Below are 22,470 nucleotides of genomic sequence, written 5' to 3'. Positions count from 1 at the left end.
CGGGAGCCCTACAGTTGCGGGCGTGAGTACCGGCAACGACGGCACCGGCGGACAGCGAGTTTTCGACGCGCATCTGCACATCGTCGATCCCCGCTTTCCGCTCGTCCCGAACAACGGCTACCTGCCGCCTGAGTTCACCGCGCGCGACTACACGAAACGGGTGGCAGGACTCGGTGTCGTCGGCGGCGCCGTGGTGTCCGGATCGTTCCAGGCATTCGACCAGATGTACCTGCTCGACGCGCTGGGGTCGCTCGGTGACGGCTTCGTCGGCGTGACGCAGCTGTCGGCCTCGGTGGCGGACGAGGAGATTCTGCGTTTGGACGCCTTCGGGGTCCGGGCGCTGCGGTTCAACGTCCGCCGGGGCGGGTCCGAGTCGTTGTCGCACCTCGACACTCTCGCGCGGCGTGTCCACGAGCTCGCGGGATGGCACGCCGAGCTGTACATCGACTCGCGTGATCTCGCGGAACTGGGTGCTCTCGTGGCCACCCTCCCGGCGGTGAGCATCGATCACCTCGGACTGTCCGCCGAGGGGCTGACGCACCTCCTGCCTCTCGTCGAGAAGGGTGTCCGGGTCAAAGCGACGGGTTTCGGGCGCGGAAACCTCGACGTCGCGGCCGCGTTGAAGGCTCTGGTGGCTGTGGATCCGCGCGCCGTGATGTTCGGTACCGATCTCCCGTCCACCCGGGCGCCGCGACCGTTCGCCGACTCCGACCTCGAGATCGTCGCCGACGCCGTGGGGAGTGGGCACGTCGAGGCGGTGCTCTACGGAAATGCGGTCGAGTTCTACCGGACGGCGGAACCGCGGGTCGCTGCCCGGACGAGCTGCTGATGGCGTAGTGCGATCTGCGTCTGCGTGGCGATGACGGTGGACGAGCGCAGGACGTTGCGGCCGTCGACGATCGAGTTGATGACACGCTGCAGGTCGGCGTGCGTGCGCGCCACCACGCGCACCAGGACGTCGCCGGCGCCCGTGATCGTGTGCGCCTCCAGCACTTCGGGAATGGCGGTCAGATGCTCGACCACCGCGGCGTGTCCATTGCCCTGAGCAATCTCGAGTGTGGCGAATGCGACGACAGGAAACCCCAGCGCCTCGGGGTCGAGGGTCGGCGCCGAGCCGGTAATCACCCCGGAGCGCTCGAGGCGGTCGAGCCGCGCCTGCACTGTTCCCCGCGCCACCCCGAGCCGGCGGGAGGCCTCGAGGACCCCGACCTTCGGTTCGTCATGGAGAAGCTCGAGGAGTGCGGCGTCGAGATGGTCGAGAGGCATTGGATTTCCTCGAGCAATGTGTACGGTGAATCGCGACTATTCTCCAGCATTGTGTACACATTGACTACCGTCAACCTGCATCGTTGCGCATCGAAGTGATCTGAATCACAGTTACCGATATGACCACCGCCGATATCCGGCTGACCCCGCGCGAAGTAGCTGCCCGGTTGGACACCGCCGGACTCCGGCAATTGGTCGGCCTCGTCGAACACGACGACGCCTCGGATCCCTTTCCCGTGGTCGCCCTGGACGCCGTGGTGTTCGTATGCGGCAACGCGACGCAGAGCATGCAGTACTTCGTCTCGACCTGGGGGATGACTCTCGTCGCGTACGCCGGTCCCGAGACGGGCCAGCGCACCCACAAGTCCTTCGTGCTCGAGTCTGGGTCGGCGCGGTTCGTGCTCCACGGCGCGGTGGACCCGAAGAGCCCCCTCGCCGACCACCATCGGGCACACGGCGACGGCGTCACGGACCTCGCGATGGAGGTACTGGACGTCGACCGGTGTATCGACCACGCGCGGTCGCAGGGCGCCACCATCCTGGAGGAGCCACGCGACGTCACCGACGAGTTCGGTACCGTCCGGCTGGCGGCGATCGCCACCTATGGCGACACTCGGCACACCATTGTGGACCGCAGCCGGTACGACGGTCCGTACCTGCCGGGATTCGTCTCGCGCACTTCGACATTCGTCCCGAGGCGGGGTAGGCCGAGGAGATTGTTCGAGGCGCTCGACCATGCGGTCGGCAACGTCGAGATGGGCAGGATGGATCATTGGGTCCGGTTCTACAACCAGGTCATGGGGTTCACGAACATGGCCGAATTCGTCGGTGACGACATCGCCACGGAGTACTCGGCGCTGATGTCGAAGGTGGTCGCGAATGGCAATCATCGCGTGAAGTTCCCCCTCAACGAGCCGGCCGTCGGCAAGAAGAAGTCGCAGATCGACGAGTATCTCGAGTTCTACGGTGGCCCGGGATGTCAGCATCTCGCCCTCGCGACCGGCGACATCCTCGCGACCGTCGACGCTCTGCGGGCGGAAGGGGTCGAATTCCTGAGCACCCCCGACGCGTACTACCGGGATCCGCAGCTTCGTGCCCGGATCGGCGAGGTCCGGGTGCCGGTGGAAGAGCTACAGAAGCGTGGGATCCTCGTCGACCGGGACGAGGACGGCTACCTGCTCCAGATCTTCACCAGACCGCTGGGCGACCGACCCACCGTGTTCTTCGAGCTGATCGAGCGGCACGGCTCCCTCGGCTTCGGCGCAGGCAACTTCCGGGCGTTGTTCGAGTCCATCGAGCGGGAACAGGCGGCGCGCGGCAATCTGTGAGTCCGCGAGCGGCACGCAGTGCATCATCGAGTGATGGATGACACAGGACAGGGCTCGTTCGCCGGCAAGGTCGCTCTCGTCACCGGTGCTTCCTCGGGTCTGGGCCGCGCCGTGGCGGGGCTGCTGACGGACCGCGGGGCCACTGTGTTCGGGGTCGCCCGTGACGGCGATGCCCTACGTCGCGCCATGATCGAGATCGCCGGGCCGGATGCGGCCGGGCACTGCTCCTCGACGGACATCGCCTCGCCGGAAGGATGCAGCGCCGCGGTGCGCTCGTGTGTGTCCGCGCTGGGCGGACTCGACGTCCTGGTGAACGTCGCGGGTGCGCACGTCCTGCGGCACACAGCCGAGGTCACCGACGATGAATGGGCGCGAGACCTCGCCGTCAACCTGAACGGTCCGTTCTTCCTGTCGCGGGCCGCCCTTCCGCATCTCCTCGAACGGGGCGGCAACATCGTGAACGTCGCGTCGATCGCCGGCCTCGAGGGTCAGGCCTATTCGGCGGGGTACTGCGCCGCCAAACACGGCCTGGTGGGCCTGACTCGGGCAATGGCGCTGGAATTCACCGGCACAGCGCTGCGGGTCAACGCCGTCTGCCCGGGCGGAATGATGACGCCGCAGGTCACGAATTTCGCGTTGCCGGACGGGGTCGATGTCGAGCTGGTCATGAAGACCGCATCCCCGCGGGGCCTGATGGAACCCGACGACGTCGCCAAGATGGTGGTGTTCCTCGCCTCAGGCGATGCCTCGGCCGTACACGGCGCCGTGTACTCGGTCGACAACGGGAAAATGGCATGAGTCTCGTTACCGGACCGATATTTCAGGTCTGCTGGGTGGTCGACAACCTCGACGCGGCGGAGCGCCACTTCACCGAACACTTCGGAGTCGCGAGATGGTTGCGACTGCCGAATGTGCACTTCGGTCCCGATCACTGCACGTACCGCGGTGAGCCCGCCGACTACGTGGTGCACGTCTCGCTCGGGTACGCCGGAGGACAGCAGCTCGAACTCATCGAGCCGGTGTCGGGCCGCAACCTCTATGTCGAGCAGTTGGAGAGGAGCGGTCCCGGAGTCCACCACGTCGCGTGGATACCCGAAGACTTCGAGGCCGCGCTGGCCGAGGCCGCGCGCCGCGGCCTGCCCGTCGTCCAGCAGGGCAGGTTCGAGGGAGTCGGGATGGAATTCGCCTACCTCGACGGCGGCCCCCTCGGCGGCTATGTCGAGCTGATGAAGCTTTCCGAGGAGATGCGGGCAATGTTCGACTCACTCGTCCCCGAATGACCGCCCGGAAGTGATAATGGCCACCCACTACACCCTGTCGTTGGCAAATTCGACAGAACTGGGACACTGGAGGCCGTGACTGTTTCCTCCGGTGGCCCCGACGTGCACGCTTCCCGCTCCGCTCAGCTCTTCGAGAGGGCCGATGTGGTCATTCCCGGCGGCGTCAACTCACCGGTGCGGGCCTTCGGCTCGGTGGGCGGAACCCCGCGTTTCATCGAGAAGGCCGCCGGCTACACGCTCACCGACGTCGACGGCAACGACTACGTCGACCTCATCTGTTCCTGGGGTCCGATGATTCTCGGCCACGCCCATCCCGCTGTGGTCGAGGCTGTGCAGAAGGCGGCCGCCACGGGCCTGTCCTTCGGTGCGCCCACCGAGGGTGAGATCGAACTGGCCGAGGAGATCGTCGCCCGCGTCGCGCCGGTGGACAAGGTGCGTCTGGTCAATTCCGGCACCGAGGCCACCATGAGCGCGGTTCGACTCGCCAGGGGATTCACCGGCCGGACCAAGATCGTGAAGTTCTCCGGCTGCTACCACGGCCACGTCGACGCTCTACTGGCCGATGCCGGTTCCGGCCTGGCCACGTTCGGTTTGCCGACGTCACCTGGCGTGACCGGCGCGCAGGCGGAGGACACCATCGTCGTGCCCTACAACGATCTGGAGGCCGTCGCGCAGGCGTTCGCCGCCAACGAAGGCGAGATCGCGTGCGTCATCACCGAGGCCGCCGCGGGCAACATGGGTGCGATCGCACCACTGCCCGGATTCAACGAGGGGCTGCGCACGCTCACCCGCGAGCACGGCGCGCTGCTGATCATGGACGAGGTGATGACGGGGTTCCGCGTCAGCTCCGCCGGCTGGTACGGACTCGAGGGTGTCGCAGGCGACCTCTACACGTTCGGCAAGGTGATGAGCGGCGGTCTGCCCGCTGCCGCGTTCGGTGGCCGCGCCGAGGTCATGGCTCACCTCGCGCCCGCCGGCCCCGTCTACCAGGCTGGCACGTTGTCCGGGAACCCCGTCGCCGTCGCCGCCGGTCTCGCGAGCCTGCGTGCAGCCGACGCGAGTGTCTACGACGCCCTCGAACGCAACAGCAACACCCTGCAGAACCTGCTGTCGGAATCGCTGACCGCGGCAGGTGTGCCCCACCGGGTGCAGACCGCCGGAACGATGCTCAGCGTCTTCTTCAGTGAGGACCCGGTCACCAACTACGCCGAAGCGAAAGCGGCCCAGACCTGGCGCTTCCCGGCCTTCTTCCACGGACTGCTCTCGCGCGGGGTGTACCCACCGCCTAGCGCGTTCGAGGCCTGGTTCGTCTCGGCAGCTATGGACGACGAGGCCTTCTCCATCATCGCCGACGCCCTGCCGCATGCAGCGAAGGCCGCCGCCGCGGCTTCCCAGCCCTGACGCGCCGCGTCCATTCAGCCCTGACGTGCCGCGTCCCTCCACCCACCCGACTCTCCGCCCCGACCCGAGGAACTGCACTGTGACCGATGCCGCTCACCCCGACCACACCCAGACCCGCACGATCGTGCACGTGCTTCGGCACGGCGAAGTGCACAACCCGCGAGGAATTCTCTACGGCAGGCTTCCCGGTTTCCGGCTGTCGGTGACGGGTGAGGCACAGGCGCGCGCCGTCGCGTCGGTCCTGGCGGTCCACGACATCACCCACGTGGTCGCATCGCCGCTGCAGCGGGCGCAGGAAACGGCGGCGCCGATCGCCGAGAAGCACGGGCTCGAGATCGCGACCGACGAAAACCTCATCGAGGCGGGTAACGAATTCGAGGGACTCAAGGTGTCGGTGGGCGACGGTGCGCTCGCACGCCCACGCCACTGGTGGAAGCTGCGGGACCCGTTCACTCCGTCATGGGGTGAGCCGTACCTGCAGATCGCGCACCGAATGCTCGCCGCGGTCAACAGCGCTCGTGTGGCCGCCGTCGGTCACGAAGCCGTGGTCGTCAGCCATCAGCTGCCCGTCTGGACCCTGCGCCGATTCCTGCAGGGGGAGCGGCTGTGGCACGACCCGCGTCACCGCCAGTGCTCGTTGGCCTCGCTGACGTCGCTTGTGTACGAGGGCGACACTCTCATCGACATCGTGTACTCGGAGCCTGCGGGCGCGTCGGATCCGAGGGTGAGCGGGGCATGATTCGGGGGCGTGTCGCCGGGCTTCTCGCGGTGATCTGTACGGCCGCGGTGTTGCTGTCGGCGTGTGCGTCCGGCGACGACGCCGTGGCCCAGGGAGGCACGTTCGACTTCGTGTCCCCGGGTGGTCAGACGGAAATTTTCTACGATCCACCGGCCGATCGCGGCACCATCGGCACCGTGTCCGGACCCGACCTGATGACGGAAGGCAAGACCACGTCCCTCGACGACTTCGAGGGCCAGGTGGTGGTCGTCAACGTCTGGGGGCAGTGGTGCGGGCCGTGCCGGGGCGAGGCGAACGACCTCGAGCAGGTCTACGAGGCGACGAAGGATCAGGGTGTCGCATTCCTCGGGATCAATGTCCGGGACAATCAGCAAGACAAGGCGCAGGACTTCGTGATCAACAACAAGGTGTCGTATCCGTCGATCTACGACCCGGCCATGCGGACGATGATCGCGTTGGGAGCGAACTACCCGACGAGCGTCATCCCCACCACGATCGTGCTCGACCGGGAACACCGCGTCGCCGCGGTGTTCCTGAAGGAACTACTGGCTGACGACCTGCAGCCGGTGGTAGAACGGGTGGCGCAAGAATCGTGAGTACCGGCACAGCTCTCCTCGCCGGCGGTGTCGGCGACGCCTTCCAGTCCACCGCGTCGTCGGGACCGTTGCTTCTCGCGCTCGGCGCTTGCCTCCTCGCCGGCCTGGTGTCGTTCGCCTCGCCGTGCGTCGTTCCACTCGTCCCCGGCTATCTGTCGTACCTGGCGGGTGTCGTGGGTGCCGATGCTCCGGCCGTCACCGCCGACGAAGCCGCGACGCGCACGAGGACGGTGACAGACGGACGCCTTCGCGTCGCAGGCGCTGCGTCCCTGTTCGTTGCCGGCTTCACCGTTGTGTTCGTGCTGGCCACGGCGTCGGTCTTCGGTGCCATCTCGGCCCTTTCCGTCAACCGGGAAATCCTGATGCGGGTCGGGGGTGTCGTGACCATCGCAATGGGGTTGGTGTTCATCGGCTTGATCCCGGCGCTGCAGCGCGACACCCGGCTCGAGCCGCGGCGCATCTCCAGCCTGGCGGGGGCGCCTCTACTCGGCGCGGTGTTCGCACTGGGCTGGACGCCGTGCCTCGGCCCGACACTGGCCGGCGTCATCTCCCTGGCCGCAGGTACCGACGGCGCCACCGCCGCCCGCGGCGTCGCCCTGATCGTGGCCTACTGCCTCGGCCTGGGCCTGCCGTTCGTGGTCCTGGCCCTCGGCTCCTCCCGTGCGCTGCGTGGTGTGGGCTGGCTGCGCCGCAACGCGCGGACCATTCAAATATTCGGCGGAATCATGCTGGTGGCCGTGGGTGTCGCCCTCGTCACCGGTGCGTGGGACCAGTTCGTCGGCTGGGTCCGCGACGCCTTCATCTCGGAAGTGACTTTGCCCATATGAGCGACACCCAGACCCCCGAGGCCCCGGAAGCAGCACCGGTACCCCGCCAATCTCTCGCCGGCCGGGCGTTGGCGCTCGTCCGCAACACGTGGCGTGGGCTCACGTCGATGCGGACTGCGCTGGTGCTGCTGTTCCTGCTGGCGCTCGCGGCGATCCCCGGGGCCTTGCTGCCGCAGCGCAGCCTCAACGCGGGCAAGGTCGACGAGTACATCGCCGATAGGCCGACCCTCGGCCCGTGGATGGACAGACTTGAACTCTTCGACGTGTTCGGGAGCTTCTGGTTCACCGCGGTCTATGTTCTGCTCTTCATCTCGCTGGTCGGCTGCATCCTTCCGCGCTGCGTCGAACACGCGAAGGCGCTGCGTACGCGTCCGGTGGCGGCGCCCCGCAACCTCGCGCGTCTGCCCCACCACGTCGAGCGCACGGTAGACGAGACACCCGAGGAACTCGCCGCCCGCATCCGCACCTCGCTGAAAGGGTGGCGGGTGGAGACCCGCACCGGCGGAGCCCGATCGGTACGCGACGGTGAGATCACACTCTCCGCCGAGAAGGGTTATCTGCGCGAGCTCGGCAACCTCGTCTTCCACCTCTCGCTCGTCGGTCTGCTGGTGGCGATCGCCGTCGGCAAGTTGTTCGGGTACGAGGGCAACGTGATCGTGGTCGCCGACAACGGTCCCGGCTTCTGCACCACGTCCCCGGCGGTGTTCGATTCGTTCAAGGCAGGCAACACTCAGGACGGCACGGGGATGACCCCGCTGTGCCTCAAGGTCAAGGACTTCACTGCCGACTACCTCGACAACGGTCAGGCCGAAATGTTCACGTCGAACATCTCGTATCAGGCGGGTGACGATCTCGAGACCGGGACCTGGCGCGACGAACAGTTGCAGGTGAATCATCCTCTGCGTGTCGAGGGCGACCGCGTCTATCTGCAGGGACACGGGTACGCGCCGACGTTCACCGTCACGTTCCCGGGCGGTGAGACGCGCACCGAAACGTTGCAGTGGCGGCCGGACGATGCGACGACGTTCCTCAGCAGCGGCGCCATGCGGTTCGATCCGCCCGGCGGCATGTACCCCGACACGGACGAGCGCCGCAAGAACCAGATCGCGATCGAGGGTCTGTTCGCCCCCACCGCGCTGTTCCACGGCAACCTGTTGGCGTCGAGTCATCCGGCGATGAAGGACCCTGCGGTGGCCATCGACATCTACAAGGGGGACACCGGTCTCGACACAGGCAACCCGCAGTCGCTGTTCTCCCTCAATACCGAACTGATCAATCAGGGCCGTCTGGTGAAGCAGGACCGCGTCAACCTCATGCCCGGGGAGAGCGCGACGCTGGCCGACGGTACCCAGGTGCGGTTCGACGGCGCCGTGGACTTCGTCAACGTCCAGGTGTCGCACGACCCGGCGCAGCAGTGGGTGCTGGTGTCGGCGCTGACGATGATGGCGGGACTGCTGGTGTCGCTGCTGATCAAGCGCCGCCGCATCTGGGCCCGCATCTACCCCGCGGACTCGGCCGACCCTGACCCACGACGTACTGTAGTAGAGCTTGGCGGACTCGCCCGGACCGATCAGGCCGGCTGGGGTGACGAGTTCGACCGGCTCTGCACCCGTCTGCTCATGGACGACACGAAGCCTGACGCCCAGGAGAAGCGACGATGACGACCAACGAGACACTGGCGCAGTACAGCGACTGGGCCTTCCGATCAGCTTTCACGGTGCTTGCCCTCGCGCTGGTGCTGCTCATCGTGCAATACGCGTCGACACGGGCGCGTGCGGTGCAGGAGAAAGAGCTTGTGTCTGCCGGTGCCCGGCCGGCAAGCTCCGCGGCGGTCCCAGGACGCGTGGTCGAGCAGCCGAAGAAGCCGATGTCCGAGCGCTTCGGCGGCATGGGGTCGGCAGTGCTCGTCGTGGGCACCTTGCTGATCTTCGCCTCGATCGTGCTCCGCGGATTCGCTACCGACCGGTTTCCGCTCGGCAACATGTACGAGTTCGTCACGATGGCCTGCGCGGCGGCTCTCGTCGTGGGGCTCGCGCTCCTGTCGAAGCCGGCGTACCGGCCGATGTGGGTTTTCCTACTGGTTCCCATCCTCATCCTGATGTTCCTGGCTGCGACCGTGCTCTACGCGGACGCGGCACCGGTGGTGCCGGCGCTGCGCTCGTACTGGCTCCCCATCCACGTCACCATCGTCAGCGTCGGTTCGGGCGTATTCCTGGTGTCGGGCATCGCCAGCCTGCTGTTCCTCCTGCGCATGCGCTACCCGCGCGGTGAGGAAGGAACCGGCGTCTTCGCGCGCGTGGCGGAGCGCCTTCCCGACGCACAGACGCTGGACCGATTGGCGTACAAGACCACGATCATCGGATTCCCGCTGTTCGGCGCCGGTGTCATTCTGGGGGCGATCTGGGCCGAAGCCGCCTGGGGACGGTTCTGGGGCTGGGACCCCAAGGAGACGATGTCGTTCATCGCCTGGGTGATCTATGCGGCGTACCTCCACGCCCGAGCGACGTCCGGGTGGCGCGACACCAAAGCCGCGTGGATCAATATCGCAGGGTTTGTGGCGATGCTGTTCAATCTGTTCATCATCAACATGGTGGTGTCCGGCCTGCATTCGTACGCGGGCCTGACCTGACCGTAGCCAACGACTGATATCCTTCCGCCGCGACGTCTCCCGGCGGTGTGAAGCGGTGGGGACTATGGAGACTTCATATAGGGGGGATGTTCGGCCATGTCCGAAAACAACGCTGGCGTGTGGGAGCCGGTGCGGCCTGCATCGAATCTGCCCGCCGATACCACCGCGGGGTCTACCCCGCACAACGCCGCGCGGCAGGCGCCGTACGTTCAGCCGCAGGGCCCCAACCCCTTCGCGCAGCCAGGACATCACGCCCCTGCCGCGGCCCCCGCGCGTCCCCAGACCCAGGCCCCGGCGGCGGCTCCCGCTCAGGCACCGGTTCCCGCGCAGGCTCCCCAGCAGGCACCTGCGTCTCCGCAGCCCGCCCAGGCGCCGACGTTCACGGCCCCGGGACAGCAGACGCCGCCGCAAGCGCAGCAACCTGCTCCCGCCGCGTTCACGTCTTCGCCTCAGCAGCAGCCGGCGAGCCGTCCGCAGAACACGCGTCCCGAGCAGCAGCAGTACGCGGTGTCCGCGCGCGACTTGTCCACGTCACTCCTGCTCAAGCAGGTCAAGCCTGCACCGACCACCGGTTGGCGCCGGATGCTGTACCAGGTGTCCGGGCGCTACATCAACCTCGGAAACAGCGCCAAGGAACAGCGCCGCATCGAACTCACCAAGCAGGTCAACCAGCCACTGCAGGGCTGCTACAAGATCGCTCTGCTGAGCCTCAAGGGTGGAGTCGGCAAGACCACCACGACGGCCACACTGGGATCGACGTTCGCGTCGTTGCGCGGTGATCGAGTGATCGCGGTCGACGCCAACCCGGACCGCGGCACGCTCAGCCAGAAGATTCCTCTGGAGACGCCCGCGACCGTGCGGAACCTGCTCCGCGACGAGCACAGCATCGAAAAGTACAGCGACGTCCGCAGTTACACGTCCCAAAGCCGGCATCGGCTCGAAGTTCTCGCCTCGGACAGCGACCCGGCAGTATCGGAGGCGTTCAGCGCGGACGACTATGCGCGCACCGTCGCAATGCTCGAGAAGTTCTACAGCATCGTTCTCACCGACTGCGGCACCGGGCTGATGCACTCCGCGATGCAGACAATTCTCGAAGAGGCCGACGCACTCGTGGTGGTCAGCTCGGGGTCGGTCGACGGCGCCCGCAGCGCCTCGGCCACCCTCGACTGGCTCGACGCGCACGGCTACCGAGAACTCGTCGCGAAGTCCGTGGCCGTTGTCAACGCCGTCCGCCCACGCTCCGGCAAAGTGGATCTTCCGAAGGTGGTCGAACACTTCGAACAGCGGTGCCGGCTGGTCCGCCTCATCCCGTTCGATCCGCACCTGGAAGAAGGCGCCGAGATCGAACTCGATCGACTGCGGCCCAAGACGCGCAATGCCCTACTCGAGCTGGCTGCCGCGGTGGCGTCCGACTTCCCGGCCTCGACCTTCGCGCTTCAGGACCACCGCTGACGCTCGCCGGCACCGTAGTGGGCGGAATCATCCTGCCTTATCCGGCGAACCGGTGTCGGGCTCGTCCGACTTCTTGCGTCGGTTCTCCCGGCCCATGCGCCACAGAAAATCTGGATCGTCGTCGGGTCCCAAAACCCTGTCACCGAGAACTGGCTTCGTATCAGGGCCGAACGCTTTCCAGAGTAGAAACGCCACGACCACGAGCCCGATGAGTGCCAACAAATACAGCACCGCGCACCTCCTTACACCGCTCGGGTAGCCGGTATCCCTCGAGCCTAGCCGTGTAAGAAGCCGACGGCATCCACCCCCTCAGGGGCGAGCCGCCTCGGTGGTATGGGTCTACGAATTCAGCGTCGGGAAGCCTCCGTGGTCAGGGAGCGGAGCAGCTGCATCACTTCGGCCTCACGGAAGCGGCGGTGGCCACCGGGCGTCCGGAGCGAGCCGAGCCTGCCCGCGTGCGCCCATCGGGTGACGGTTTTCGGGTCGACGTGGAACAGGGCAGCCACCTGGCCCGGGGTCATGAGGGCTTCGTTCGGTCCACTGAAACCGGATCCGTTGTAGGTGGGTGCGCTCATCGACGGTCCTCCACTGCTTTCTGCTGGTCTGTGCTCGAGCTGGTCGCAGTCGCGACTGAATACGGTCATCGTGGCATCACAACCCCCGGGTACTCGAACGATCTAATGTTGGTAAAGGGGAGGTAATAGACAAATCGGATAAGTCGGACGTTCGAGCACGCTCGGGTGGGTGGGTAATCTGGGACCGTGAGCGAGCCCAGTGAGAAGCCGAAGAACCCGAAGTCTGACGATCAGGCCGAGCCCCGTGGTGCCGCCGGGTCTGGAGGTCCGCAGCCTGCCGAACGGGTCACCAAGGGTCGGTTGGCTCGCGACGTCGCGCTCTACTCGTTTGCCCGACTGCTTCTGGTCGTCGTGATCGGCGCGATCATTCTCGGGGTTGCCGCGCTTGTCGGGGTCACGGTCCCGCTGCTCGTGGCCGCCATCTTCGCGGTCCTGATCGCGCTTCCGCTGTCGTTGCTGCTGTTCGCGAAACTCCGGCGCAGGGTGAACGAGGGGATCGCGGCGTTCGACGCCCAGCGTCGCGCCGATCAGGCTGACCTCCGCGCCAAACTCCGCGGTGAGGACCGGTGACGGACGCCGACTGCGTCGTCATCGATCGGAGCCGGTCACGAAGCTGGGTCGACAATGCTGTTCGGTTGATCGAAGCCGACGCGCAACGCAGTGCCGACACGCACCTCCTCAGCTACCCGCTTCCCCCCGCATGGGGCGTGCAGCTGTACCTGAAGGACGAGTCGACGCACATTACGGGAAGCCTGAAGCACCGGTTGGCCCGTTCCCTCTTCCTGTACGCGATCTGCAACGGGTGGATCACCGAGGGAACCACGGTCATCGAGGCGTCGTCGGGGTCGACAGCGGTCAGTGAGGCCTACTTCGCCAAAATGCTGGGACTCGACTTCGTTGCCGTCATGCCGCGCAGCACGAGCGGCGCCAAGGTCGCGCTGATCGAGGCGCAGGGTGGTCGCTGCCACTTCATCGACCGCCCGCCCGAGATCTACAGCGAGGCTCGCCGGCTCGCGGCGGAGACGAACGGCCATTTCATGGATCAGTTCACGCATGCCGAGCGGGCCACCGACTGGCGTGGCAACAACAACATCGCAGAGTCGATCTATCAGCAGATGGCGCGCGAAGAGCACCCGGTGCCGGAGTGGATCGTCATGAGTGCCGGTACCGGCGGCACAAGCGCGACACTGGGGCGCTATATCCGCTACCGCAGGCACGCCACCCGGCTCCTCGTGGTCGACCCCGAGAACTCGGCGTTCTTCGGTGGGTACGACACCAATTCCTGCGACTATGCGACCGGAATGCCGTCCCGTATCGAGGGGATCGGCAGGCCTCGCGTGGAGCCGTCGTTCGTCGGACAAGTCATCGACCGGATGATGCGTGTACCCGACGCCGCGTCCATCGCCACGATGCGCCACGCCAGTTCGGCGCTGGGCCGGCGAGTGGGCGGTTCAACCGGCACCAACCTGTGGGGCGCGTTCTCGGTGGTAGCGGAGATGGTCGCGGTCGGCCGCCGCGGCAGCGTCGTGACCATCCTCTGCGACGGCGGTGAGCGCTACGCGGACACCTATTACGACGACCGGTGGGTCCGGGCCGAGGGCATCGACCTCTCGGGCCCGGCGGCGTTGCTGGACGAGTTCTCACACACCGGAGTCTGGCCGGGTCCCGCTGCGCGAGTCTGGCCCGGTCACACTGCGTGAGTCGTCGGCCGCGCCCGGCGTGCGGGTGTGGTCACCGGCCGTGTCATGGTGACGCGCGGCCACGCGGCGAGACCGTTGCGAGCCTCGTCCTCGCGGATCTGCGACAGCCCGGGGGTGAGTTCGCAGTCGTCGAGAGGCCGGAAGCCGAGTCGCTCGTAGTACGGCGCATTCCACGGAACGTCGACGAAGGTTGTCAGTGTCAGGGCGGCGAATCCTCGTTCCGCCGCCCACGACGAGATCTCGTCGAGCAGGAGTGCGCCGAGTCCCTGTCGGGCCGCTCTGGGATGGACGGAAACCTGTTCGATGTGTGCGGCGCCGTCGACGAGCGCAACCAGGGCATACGCGACCGGCTCGTCGTTTCCGTCCGCGGCGACCCAGATCCTGCCGGTCTCGAGAAACTCTCTCAGCTCGTCGAGCGGGGGCGGCGGATCCTCCGCAATCGCATCCATTCCGATGTCACGGAACGGTGCTCCCGCGGCAACTTCGATCTGTTGGAGAGCGGGCAGGTCGGTGACAATGGCCGAGCGGATCACAGGTCTGTTTTACCCGAAACTATTCGGTTCACACACCTTCGCGGGATGAGGGCCTAACCTACGCCTCCGTAGGCTACGGAACCGTAGGTTGATAGCCTGACGTCAGGACGACGCGATCGGGGACTAGGTATGGACAAGCCCGAAGTAATTCTCGAGAACTACCGCGCGGTATACGACTACTACCGCGACCATCAGCAGAACCGGTTGCTGGCCAAGCTGGCGTACGCGATGTTGAGCATGAAGTACCGGCCGCGGATTCGGTACGCCGACGGTGCCGAGGAGCAGCTGACCGCGCTCGCGAAGTCCGGGGCGGTGGTCCTCGTGGCTGCCAATCATGTGACGCACAGCGATCAGTACACCCTCGCTGCGACCGCGTGGAGGACGCCGCTGCGCCGGATGATCGGCCGAACCCGTGTCCTGGCCAAGGACGAATTGTTCACCGAGCCCGATCGCCGCGAGAAGGTCGACATGATGGGCGGCATTCCGGTGTTTCGCAGCAAGAACTATGGCTTGCGCGCCGTGGCGGATGCCGGTCGCCTGATGATGGACGTATCGGCCGAAAGGTTGTGCCGCGGCGACAGCCTCGCAATCTTCCCGGAAGGGACCTGCAACGAGGGCGACCCGACTCGACTGCAGCACATCAACAGCGGCATCGGTCACATCGCGAAGCGCGCCGCCGATCGGGGTGTCACCCCAGCTCTGCTCGCGATCGGGATCAGCTACGGCCCGGACGCGCACGGCGCCGACACGGAGCTGGTGAAGGGTGCGAGCGTGTATGTCGCTCAACCGCTCCCCACTCTTCCTGTCAAACCGATGGATATCGCCCACACCGTGCACCACGAGCTGCAGAAGGCGGTCGACGGCGCGGTCGCCGCGTACTGAATCCGTGGCGATGTCAAGAAGGGTTGACACTCGACCGGTGTCAACCTAGATTGACATGCATGACGGAGGCAACCACACTCGCAGCTGCAGCAGGAAGCCCGGACCCCGCCGAGGGGTTGCGGGCCGTGCGTGCCCTGCGACGTCTGCTGGAGCGGCTCGAAGCCATCCAGGTCGACAATGCGCGCGCTCAGGGCTGGTCCTGGCAGGCGATCGCCGACTCTCTCGAGGTGAGCAGGCAAGCCGTCCACCAAAAGCACAATCGGAAAGGGAGGTAGCTGCCCATGTTCGAACGATTCTCGACGGATGCCCGCAATGTGGTGATCGATGCACAGAAGGAAGCGCGCGCGCTGAAATCGCCGCAGATCGGTCCCGAACACCTCGTCCTCGGGCTGTTGTCCGTGCCGGCCGAACCCGTCCGGGGCATCCTCGCCGACTCCGGAATTGCCCTCGCGAAGGCGAGAGTCACTGTCGCAGAACAGGGCACGGCGCTCAGCGACGCGGATGCGGACGCGCTCGGCTCCATCGGCATCGATCTGGATGCTGTCCGGCACAGTCTCGAGCAGACCTTCGGCAAGGGCATACTCGACCCGGAACCACCCAGCGGGCCCCGCGGCTGGTTCGGGCGGAAGTCAGGCCACATCCCCTTCACTAAGGACGCCAAGAAAGCGATCGAACTGTCCCTACGGGAAGCATTGGCCCGCAAGGACGATCACATCGGAGCGGAACACGTACTGCTGGGCGTGCTCCGGGTCGCAGACGGCACGGCCCGCGAGATACTCGAGGTTCAGGTGGGTGTGGACGAACTACGGCGCCGGGTGCACGCCGCGCTCGACCGGGCTGCCTGAACCGAGCTCGTCGCGGGCGGGTGCGGTTCCCGTTTGCCGGAGCGGTGTGCCAGCATGCACAGATGACCTTCTTGGTACGCCTCGCCGTCAACGCGTTCGCGATCTGGCTCGCGGCCGCCTGGGTATCGGGCATAGACATCTCGAGTTCAGGCAACGGAACTGCGTGGGACATCGTGGTGCTGCTCGGTATCGCGCTGGTGTTCACAGTGGTCAACATCTTCGTCAAACCGCTGGTGAAGCTGTTGTCGTTGCCGCTGCTGATTCTCACGCTCGGACTTTTCACCTTGGTGATCAACGCGCTGATGTTGATGCTCACCGCCTGGCTGAGTTCGCAGACCGACTACGGCATGACGATCGACGGCTTCTGGACAGCTCTGTGGGGCGGTCTCATCATCTCGGTCGTCAATTTCCTGGTCAACATCGTCCTTCCGGACGGCGACTGAACTCGGTCAGGCCAGCGACAGGGCCACGGCCGTGGCTGCGCCCCAGACGAGCATGGCCAGGCCCGAATCGCGTAATGCCGGAATCAAGGCCAGGCCTCTGCCGCCCGAGCGAACCGGCGCGTTCGCCCGGATCGCGAGGGGCACGGCCAGTAGTCCGAGAAGCGCCCACGGGGTGCGCGCGAACAAGACGAGAGTCGCGACGAACGGGACGGTCAAGGTGACGAGGTGCAGTATGCGGGTGCGTGAATCGCCGAGACGGACAGCCAGGGTGCGCTTGCCTGATTCGGTGTCCGTGGGGATGTCACGGAGGTTGTTCGCCACGAGAACCGCGCTCGAGAACGATCCGACGGCAACGGCCGCCACGAGTCCCGTCCAGTCCACCGTCTCCGCCTGCACGTACTGGGTGCCGAGCACGGCCACGAGACCGAAGAACACGAAGACGGCAACCTCACCGAAACCGCTGTATCCGTATGGTTTCGTGCCGCCGGTGTAGAACCAGGCGCCCACGATGCACAGGGCGCCGATCAGAACCAGCCACCAGGCCGTGGTGACGGCGAGTGCGAGTCCAGCGGCAGCGGCGACGGAGAAGCAGGCGATGGCAGCAGCTTTCACCGCGGACGGTTTCACCAATTTGGAACCGACGAGCCGCAGGGGCCCGACCCGATCGTCGTCGGTGCCGCGAATGCCGTCGGAGTAGTCGTTGGCGAAGTTGACCCCGACGATCAGCGCGAGGGAGACGACGAGTGCCAGTAGCGCCTTCCACCACACCGCGCCGTCGAGGGACGCCGCGGCGCCGGTGCCCACCAGCACCGGGGCGATCGCGTTCGGGAGGGTGCGCGGACGAGCGCCTTCGATCCATTGAGCAGCCGTTGCCATGTGTCGATCTTTGCACCCTGCAATACCGTCGGACGCGGTGGACCAGCACATGAGCGTCGGCGAGCGGGCGACACCGGCGAGTACCCCGATACAGGTCGCCTTGCCGGACCGATCTGATCAGGCCGACACACCTGCGCCGACTCGGTCGGCGCAGGTTCGCAGGAGGCCGGTCAATTCCGGATCGTCGACGGCCAGCCGTCCGGTCTTCCCGATCGCCGCAATGCAGCCCACCACGCCGCGTCGAGCGTGGTACACGGGAACGGCGACGGAACTGCGGCCGATGCGAATCTCGTCCACTTCTCGGGCCGAACCGGTGTGCCGGACGGTCTCGAGTTCGGAGTGGAGCGTCGAGATTTCGGTGATCGTGCGGGACGTGACCCGGCGCAGTTGCTGCTGTACGAGTTCGGGGTGTGCGGCGAGAAGAACCTTTCCGATGGCGGACGCATGCAGATGCGCCGTGATCGTGCCTTCGCCGCTGAGTTCGTGATCGGGATCCTTGTCCACGAGCCGGACTCCGCCGCCGGTGAACGACGCGAGGTAGACACCGAACCGCACCTGAGACCGCAGTTCCTCGAGAATCGCGTGCTGATCGATCGGATTTGGCGTGTCGGCACCCGCGAGTTGCCTGGTGCGGCGACCGAGCGCGAACCCGGAGAGGTCGGATATCCGCACCAGATACCCATCGGCGGTGAGCAGATTCAAGAGGCGGTAGGCCGTTGCCTGCGGGATACCTGCGTGTGCCGCGATGTCCTTGGCGGTGGCACCCGAACCCAGTTGGGCGACGGCCTCGAGCAGCGCGAGCGCCTTCTGCACGGCACGTGGTTCGTGTCCCGCGATCTCCCCGGTCCGTCCGCCCATCAGTACGACTCGCGGGTCCGCGCACTCGCGGTCAGGGCCAGATTGCCTGTCGAGTCAGTGGCGAACACACCGGCACCCGGCAGTACGTCTTCCGTTTCCGGGCTGTCGAACACGCCTATCGACACCAGACTGGCGGGATGGCGCCAATGCAGGAACAGTTGCCAGGCAGTACCGGACAGCAGCAGCGTGAGTATCACCGCGGGCACCATCACGAGTCCGTGCGAGACATTGGCGAACAACAGATAGCCAAGGACCGTTCCACCGGCTGCGCTGCCCGCTACCCCGGCGCACAACGTCAGTGGTGTGTGTTCCTGAATTCGGCGGAGGAACCGCAACGACGCCACGGCGACCAGAACGTAGGCGGCGATCACCGCAGTACGCGCCACCAGTTGGACGTGACCGAATGCGGTCGACTTGCCGATGATGCCGAACGTCGCTGCGCCCACGCACACGGCGCACACGATCAAGGCCAGAGCGGCATACGGAGTCCGGTAGCCGCGATGCACGCGGGCGAAGACCCGCGGGACCACCGATTCGACGCCCATCGAGTACACCAGGCGTGAGGCGGCGTTTGACGACGCCATTGCCGAGGCCAGCCACGAAGTCCCGAGCCCGAGATTCAGGGCGAGGACGACTGCGGGGTCGACACCGGTCGACGTGCCGTGGAGGTAGGCGTTGACGAGGGTGTCGGCGCGACCGGACCAGGCGGCCCAGCCGGCGAAGATGAACAGGCCGCCGCAGATCATCGGGGTGAGCACCACGGTCCGGGTGACCGTTGCGAGCGGCCGCTTGGCCTCGGGACCGAAGAAGGTGGCGCTCTCGAAACCGGCGAGAGCGAACACCGCAACGAGCGCCATGGTCAGGAGACTGTGCGACGAGTCTTCGGGCGGCACCACGGCGTGCTGGCCGCCCGCGCCCGTCACGACCATCAGACCGATGATGAAGAGCAGCGAACACGATTCGATAGCAAGGATGGCGAGGGCGGCGAACCGCACGCCCCGCACCAGACATCCGAGGATCACGAGTGCGATCCCGGCATAGATCAGCACCCGGTCGGCAGGACCACGCACCTCGACTCCCAGATAGCCGAGTGTCGCGACCACTGCCTGACCACCGTGGTACAACGTCATCACCGCGCTGCCCACGTACTTGATGAGCATGGCCACACCAGCGGTGAGGGCCGCCCTGGTACCGAGCCCCTGGAACACGAAGCTGTAGATGCCGCCGGCCGCCGCCATGCGCCGCGTGAACTGGGAGACACACACAGCGATCAGCGAAATCGCGATCGTCGCGATGACGATGGTGACCACGCCGCTCAGCAGCATCTGATGGGTGAACATGGTGACGGGCAGGATGACCATCGAGACCGCGGGGGCGGTGGTGGCCACCGACTGCGCGAGAACCTCCAGCCCCGACAGCTGCCGTCGACCCAGCGCACGCAACGGCGAGAGCGCCTGATGCTCGGGCTCCCTCGTGGCGAACGAGCGCGCGATAGCGTCGGAAAGGGCTGACATTCGCCGAAAACTAATCCGCCCGTGTTGCCGAAAAGTTTCGGTTTCGGGTCGAACTCCGACTCGGGAGTGAGAACGGCACGCGCCCGTTCTCGCTCGCCGGCCTCAGATTGTTTCGCCGCCGACAACTTCCCGACTCGCGTCCCTCCCAGGATGAATCCGGACAAGTTACCCGGGTCGCCGGGCGCAAGAATGGGAGCGCGAATTGGCATTCACACGTAGATCTTTCATGAAGGGCCTCGGGGCCACCGGGGGCGCGGGACTCGCGTACGGTGCGATGTCGACGCTCGGGCTCGCACCGTCGACCGCCGCTCCCGCCCGCGCCTTCCAGCCGCTCGCGGCCGGCGATCTGATCGGGAAGGTGAAGGGCAGTCACTCCGTGGTCGTGCTCGGCGGCGGCCCCGCCGGTCTGTGTTCGGCGTTCGAACTGCAGAAGGCCGGGTACACGGTGACGGTCCTCGAGGCCCGCACCCGGCCCGGCGGCCGCGTTTGGACAGCCCGGGGCGGCACCGAGGAGACCGACCTCAATGGCGAGACGCAGAAGTGCACGTTCTCGGAGGGCCACTTCTACAACGTCGGCGCCACCCGCATCCCGCAGAGCCACATCACGCTCGACTACTGCCGCGAACTCGGCGTCGAGATCCAGGGGTTCGGAAACCAGAACGCCAACACGTTCGTGAACTACGAGAGCGACACGTCGCTGTCGGGCCAATCCGTCACCTACCGGGCCGCGAAGGCCGACACGTTCGGCTACATGTCGGAGCTGCTGAAGAAGGCCACCGATCAGGGCGCCCTGGACCAGGTGCTGACCCGGGAGGACAAGGACGCGCTGTCGGAGTTCCTCAGCGACTTCGGTGACCTGTCCGACGACGGCCGCTACCTCGGATCCTCCCGTCGCGGTTACGATTCCGAGCCCGGAGCGGGCCTGAACTTCGGCACCGAGAAGAAGCCGTTCGCGATGCAGGAGGTGATCCGCAGCGGCATCGGCCGCAACTTCAGCTTCGACTTCGGCTACGACCAGGCGATGATGATGTTCACCCCGGTCGGCGGCATGGACCGGATCTACTACGCGTTCCAGGACAGGATCGGCACCGACAACATCGTCTTCGGGGCCGAGGTCACGTCGATGAGGAACGTGTCCGAGGGCGTCACCGTCGAATACACCGCCGGTGGCTCCAAGAAGTCGCTCACCGCCGATTATGCGATCTGCACGATCCCGCCGCACCTCGTCGGACGACTGCAGAACAATCTGCCCGCCGACGTGCTCACCGCGCTGAAGGCGGCCAAGCCGTCGTCGTCCGGAAAGCTCGGCATCGAGTACTCGCGCCGGTGGTGGGAGACGGAGGACCGCATCTACGGCGGAGCGTCGAACACCGACAAGGACATCTCGCAGATCATGTTTCCGTACGACCACTACAACTCCGACCGGGGTGTGGTCGTCGCCTACTACAGCAGCGGCAAGCGACAGGAAGCGTTCGAGTCCCTCACCCACCGGCAGCGGCTCGCCAAGGCGATCGCGGAGGGCTCGGAGATCCACGGCGAGAAATACACCCGCGACATCTCCTCGTCGTTCTCGGGCAGCTGGCGTCGCACCAAGTACTCCGAGAGCGCCTGGGTCAACTGGGCGGGCAGCGGCGGCTCGCACGGCGGGGCAGCCACTCCCGAGTACGAGAAACTGCTCGAACCCGTCGACAAGATCTACTTCGCCGGCGATCACCTGTCCAACGCGATCGCGTGGCAGCACGGCGCCCTGACGTCCGCCCGCGACATCGTCACCCGCATCCACGAGCGCGTGGCCCAGGAAGCCTGACCTTCCCCTCGAACAAGGAGTTCTGAACTGTGAAGTCTTTTCGTACCAAGGCCGTGACCGCCGCGCTCGCAGCATCCGCTCTGATCGCCGGGGCGACGTCGTGCTCCTCCGAGGAGGCGGCGGCGGAGGCGCCCGGCAGCACCTTTGTCTCGAAGTCCGTTCTCGAAGCCGGCGACGCGAATCCGATGATCGCGCAGGGTGTGGCGATCGGCGGCGGCACCGCCGTCTACAAGTCGAGCGGCATCGGCCCGGGCGCGTTCAACAAGACAGCACCCGAGGGCACCCCCGAGTCGTACATCGACACCGATGTGTTCGCGGGCGGCGCACTCCCGGCCGGAGTCACGATCACCGAAGCGCAGGGCATCAACGCGCTGAAGCGGATTCGCGACAATCTCGAGGCACAGGGACTGACGCTCGAGGACGTCGTGACCATGCGGGTGTTCCTCGACAACGCCCCCGGCACAGACCGCGCCGACTACGCCGGCTGGAACCGCGCCTACCGGCAGTTCTTCGCCAACACCAACCTCGACACCGGCGACACCGAACTGGTCCCGCTCGGCACCGCGGAACCGGCCGCGCCGATGGAACGAAACTCCGCGCGTCCCAGCCGGTTCGCGCTCGAGGTCGCGAGCCTGCCCGCCGCGGGCTGGCTCGTCGAGGTCGAGGTGGATGCCGTGTACCCCGACAGTGAGGGACCCCAGTAGTGGGGGCGCTGAGCCCGAGTCACTGGGCGATCATCGCGGTCGTGCTCGTGGTGCTGTTCGGGTCGAAGAAGCTTCCGGACGCCGCCCGTGGCCTGGGCCGCTCCATGCGAATCCTCAAAACCGAGGTGGGGGAGTTACAGGCGGACGCCCCCGAACTGGAGAAGTAGGTTCCCGAGCGGGAGGTGGCACCTGCAGTTGCAGAGACATTGGTCGGA

The 22,470-nt window shown here is 66.4% G+C and carries 27 protein-coding genes; 20 read left to right on the top strand and 7 right to left on the bottom strand.

The genetic code is table 11. The features are described 5' to 3' along the window. Window positions 1-22 precede the first annotated feature (22 nt). Window positions 23-829, top strand: coding sequence for an amidohydrolase family protein (locus NOF53_RS22745; RefSeq protein ID WP_255972974.1), 807 nt, complete (start codon window positions 23-25; stop codon window positions 827-829). Here the strand turns inward: NOF53_RS22745 and NOF53_RS22740 are convergent. Beyond that, on the bottom strand, window positions 784-1,266 hold the full coding sequence (locus NOF53_RS22740; protein ID WP_255972972.1) for an Lrp/AsnC family transcriptional regulator: 483 nt from the start codon (window positions 1,264-1,266) through the stop codon (window positions 784-786). The genes NOF53_RS22745 and NOF53_RS22740 overlap by 46 nt on opposite strands. A 119-nt stretch (window positions 1,267-1,385) precedes the next feature. On the opposite strand from NOF53_RS22740, the gene hppD reads away from it, so the two are divergent. From hppD to NOF53_RS22690, 10 genes are all read left to right on the top strand, one after another. Further along, complete coding sequence (gene hppD / locus NOF53_RS22735) at window positions 1,386-2,594, top strand: 4-hydroxyphenylpyruvate dioxygenase (RefSeq protein WP_255972970.1); 1,209 nt, start codon at window positions 1,386-1,388, stop codon at window positions 2,592-2,594. A 33-nt stretch (window positions 2,595-2,627) separates the two neighbouring features. Continuing rightward, window positions 2,628-3,392 (top strand): SDR family NAD(P)-dependent oxidoreductase, encoded by a 765-nt coding sequence (locus NOF53_RS22730; protein ID WP_255972968.1) that lies wholly within the window; start codon window positions 2,628-2,630, stop codon window positions 3,390-3,392. Then, window positions 3,389-3,874 (top strand): VOC family protein, encoded by a 486-nt coding sequence (locus NOF53_RS22725; RefSeq protein WP_255972966.1) that lies wholly within the window; start codon window positions 3,389-3,391, stop codon window positions 3,872-3,874. Before NOF53_RS22730 ends, NOF53_RS22725 begins: the two co-directional genes overlap by 4 nt. A gap of 75 nt (window positions 3,875-3,949) precedes the next feature. Beyond that, window positions 3,950-5,275 (top strand): glutamate-1-semialdehyde 2,1-aminomutase, encoded by a 1,326-nt coding sequence (gene hemL / locus NOF53_RS22720; RefSeq protein ID WP_255972964.1) that lies wholly within the window; start codon window positions 3,950-3,952, stop codon window positions 5,273-5,275. Between the two features lie 79 nt (window positions 5,276-5,354). Then, a complete protein-coding gene (locus NOF53_RS22715; protein WP_255972962.1) occupies window positions 5,355-6,014 on the top strand; it encodes a histidine phosphatase family protein in 660 nt (219 codons plus the stop codon). Continuing rightward, on the top strand, window positions 6,011-6,610 hold the full coding sequence (locus tag NOF53_RS22710; RefSeq protein ID WP_255972960.1) for a TlpA disulfide reductase family protein: 600 nt from the start codon (window positions 6,011-6,013) through the stop codon (window positions 6,608-6,610). Before NOF53_RS22715 ends, NOF53_RS22710 begins: the two co-directional genes overlap by 4 nt. Next, window positions 6,607-7,437 carry a cytochrome c biogenesis CcdA family protein gene (locus NOF53_RS22705; protein WP_255972958.1) on the top strand — a complete coding sequence of 277 codons (831 nt, stop codon included), beginning with the start codon at window positions 6,607-6,609 and terminating at the stop codon, window positions 7,435-7,437. The genes NOF53_RS22710 and NOF53_RS22705 overlap by 4 nt, the downstream gene beginning before the upstream one ends. Further along, entirely contained in the window at window positions 7,434-9,098 is a 1,665-nt protein-coding gene (gene resB / locus NOF53_RS22700) for a cytochrome c biogenesis protein ResB (protein WP_255972956.1), read from the top strand. Before NOF53_RS22705 ends, resB begins: the two co-directional genes overlap by 4 nt. Then, entirely contained in the window at window positions 9,095-10,066 is a 972-nt protein-coding gene (gene ccsB, locus NOF53_RS22695) for a c-type cytochrome biogenesis protein CcsB (protein ID WP_255972954.1), read from the top strand. The genes resB and ccsB overlap by 4 nt, the downstream gene beginning before the upstream one ends. 96 nt (window positions 10,067-10,162) lie before the next feature. Continuing rightward, the gene (locus NOF53_RS22690; protein ID WP_255972952.1) at window positions 10,163-11,518 is read left to right on the top strand and encodes a MinD/ParA family ATP-binding protein; all 1,356 of its coding nucleotides are present in this window, start codon (window positions 10,163-10,165) and stop codon (window positions 11,516-11,518) included. 27 nt (window positions 11,519-11,545) lie between these two features. On the opposite strand, the gene NOF53_RS22685 is transcribed toward NOF53_RS22690, so the two are convergent. After that, window positions 11,546-11,749 (bottom strand): hypothetical protein, encoded by a 204-nt coding sequence (locus NOF53_RS22685; RefSeq protein ID WP_255972950.1) that lies wholly within the window; start codon window positions 11,747-11,749, stop codon window positions 11,546-11,548. 116 nt (window positions 11,750-11,865) lie between these two features. Further along, complete coding sequence (locus NOF53_RS22680) at window positions 11,866-12,093, bottom strand: BldC family transcriptional regulator (RefSeq protein WP_255972948.1); 228 nt, start codon at window positions 12,091-12,093, stop codon at window positions 11,866-11,868. Between the two features lie 186 nt (window positions 12,094-12,279). Here NOF53_RS22680 and NOF53_RS22675 point away from each other — a divergent pair, with 186 nt between their 5' ends. Then, window positions 12,280-12,663: a DUF4229 domain-containing protein gene (locus tag NOF53_RS22675; RefSeq protein ID WP_374212655.1), complete on the top strand. Its 384-nt coding sequence runs from the start codon at window positions 12,280-12,282 to the stop codon at window positions 12,661-12,663. Further along, complete coding sequence (cds1, locus tag NOF53_RS22670) at window positions 12,660-13,793, top strand: L-cysteine desulfhydrase Cds1 (RefSeq protein ID WP_255972946.1); 1,134 nt, start codon at window positions 12,660-12,662, stop codon at window positions 13,791-13,793. The genes NOF53_RS22675 and cds1 overlap by 4 nt, the downstream gene beginning before the upstream one ends. On the opposite strand, the gene NOF53_RS22665 is transcribed toward cds1, so the two are convergent. After that, window positions 13,781-14,326 carry a GNAT family N-acetyltransferase gene (locus NOF53_RS22665; protein ID WP_255972944.1) on the bottom strand — a complete coding sequence of 182 codons (546 nt, stop codon included), beginning with the start codon at window positions 14,324-14,326 and terminating at the stop codon, window positions 13,781-13,783. The genes cds1 and NOF53_RS22665 overlap by 13 nt on opposite strands. Window positions 14,327-14,455: 129 nt before the next feature. Here NOF53_RS22665 and NOF53_RS22660 point away from each other — a divergent pair, with 129 nt between their 5' ends. From NOF53_RS22660 to NOF53_RS22645, 4 genes are all read left to right on the top strand, one after another. Further along, window positions 14,456-15,208, top strand: a complete 753-nt coding sequence (locus NOF53_RS22660; RefSeq protein WP_255972942.1) for a lysophospholipid acyltransferase family protein — start codon at window positions 14,456-14,458, stop codon at window positions 15,206-15,208. Window positions 15,209-15,267: 59 nt separating this feature from the next. Beyond that, a complete protein-coding gene (locus NOF53_RS22655; RefSeq protein ID WP_109327895.1) occupies window positions 15,268-15,483 on the top strand; it encodes a helix-turn-helix domain-containing protein in 216 nt (71 codons plus the stop codon). 6 nt (window positions 15,484-15,489) lie between these two features. After that, window positions 15,490-16,053 (top strand): Clp protease N-terminal domain-containing protein, encoded by a 564-nt coding sequence (locus NOF53_RS22650; protein WP_255972939.1) that lies wholly within the window; start codon window positions 15,490-15,492, stop codon window positions 16,051-16,053. A 62-nt stretch (window positions 16,054-16,115) separates the two neighbouring features. After that, window positions 16,116-16,496: a phage holin family protein gene (locus tag NOF53_RS22645; RefSeq protein ID WP_255972937.1), complete on the top strand. Its 381-nt coding sequence runs from the start codon at window positions 16,116-16,118 to the stop codon at window positions 16,494-16,496. Window positions 16,497-16,502: 6 nt separating this feature from the next. On the opposite strand, the gene NOF53_RS22640 is transcribed toward NOF53_RS22645, so the two are convergent. The 3 genes from NOF53_RS22640 to NOF53_RS22630 all read right to left on the bottom strand — a co-directional run bounded on the left by NOF53_RS22640 (window position 16,503) and on the right by NOF53_RS22630 (window position 19,744). After that, entirely contained in the window at window positions 16,503-17,372 is an 870-nt protein-coding gene (locus tag NOF53_RS22640) for a 1,4-dihydroxy-2-naphthoate polyprenyltransferase (RefSeq protein ID WP_255972934.1), read from the bottom strand. A gap of 117 nt (window positions 17,373-17,489) precedes the next feature. Further along, entirely contained in the window at window positions 17,490-18,230 is a 741-nt protein-coding gene (locus NOF53_RS22635) for an IclR family transcriptional regulator (protein ID WP_255972932.1), read from the bottom strand. After that, complete coding sequence (locus NOF53_RS22630; RefSeq protein ID WP_255972930.1) at window positions 18,230-19,744, bottom strand: APC family permease; 1,515 nt, start codon at window positions 19,742-19,744, stop codon at window positions 18,230-18,232. The genes NOF53_RS22635 and NOF53_RS22630 overlap by 1 nt, the downstream gene beginning before the upstream one ends. Before the next feature lie 226 nt (window positions 19,745-19,970). On the opposite strand from NOF53_RS22630, the gene NOF53_RS22625 reads away from it, so the two are divergent. From NOF53_RS22625 to tatA, 3 genes are read left to right on the top strand one after another with little or no spacing between them, the layout of a single operon-like run. After that, entirely contained in the window at window positions 19,971-21,551 is a 1,581-nt protein-coding gene (locus tag NOF53_RS22625) for a flavin monoamine oxidase family protein (protein ID WP_255973075.1), read from the top strand. Window positions 21,552-21,580: 29 nt separating this feature from the next. Further along, on the top strand, window positions 21,581-22,255 hold the full coding sequence (locus NOF53_RS22620; RefSeq protein WP_255972928.1) for a Rid family hydrolase: 675 nt from the start codon (window positions 21,581-21,583) through the stop codon (window positions 22,253-22,255). After that, on the top strand, window positions 22,255-22,422 hold the full coding sequence (tatA, locus tag NOF53_RS22615) for a Sec-independent protein translocase subunit TatA (RefSeq protein ID WP_005252050.1): 168 nt from the start codon (window positions 22,255-22,257) through the stop codon (window positions 22,420-22,422). The genes NOF53_RS22620 and tatA overlap by 1 nt, the downstream gene beginning before the upstream one ends. Window positions 22,423-22,470 lie beyond the last annotated feature (48 nt).

The organism is Rhodococcus tibetensis (assembly GCF_024438035.1).
Taxonomy (GTDB): domain Bacteria; phylum Actinomycetota; class Actinomycetes; order Mycobacteriales; family Mycobacteriaceae; genus Rhodococcus_F; species Rhodococcus_F tibetensis.
This window is presented reverse-complemented; position numbering and strand designations above follow the sequence as displayed.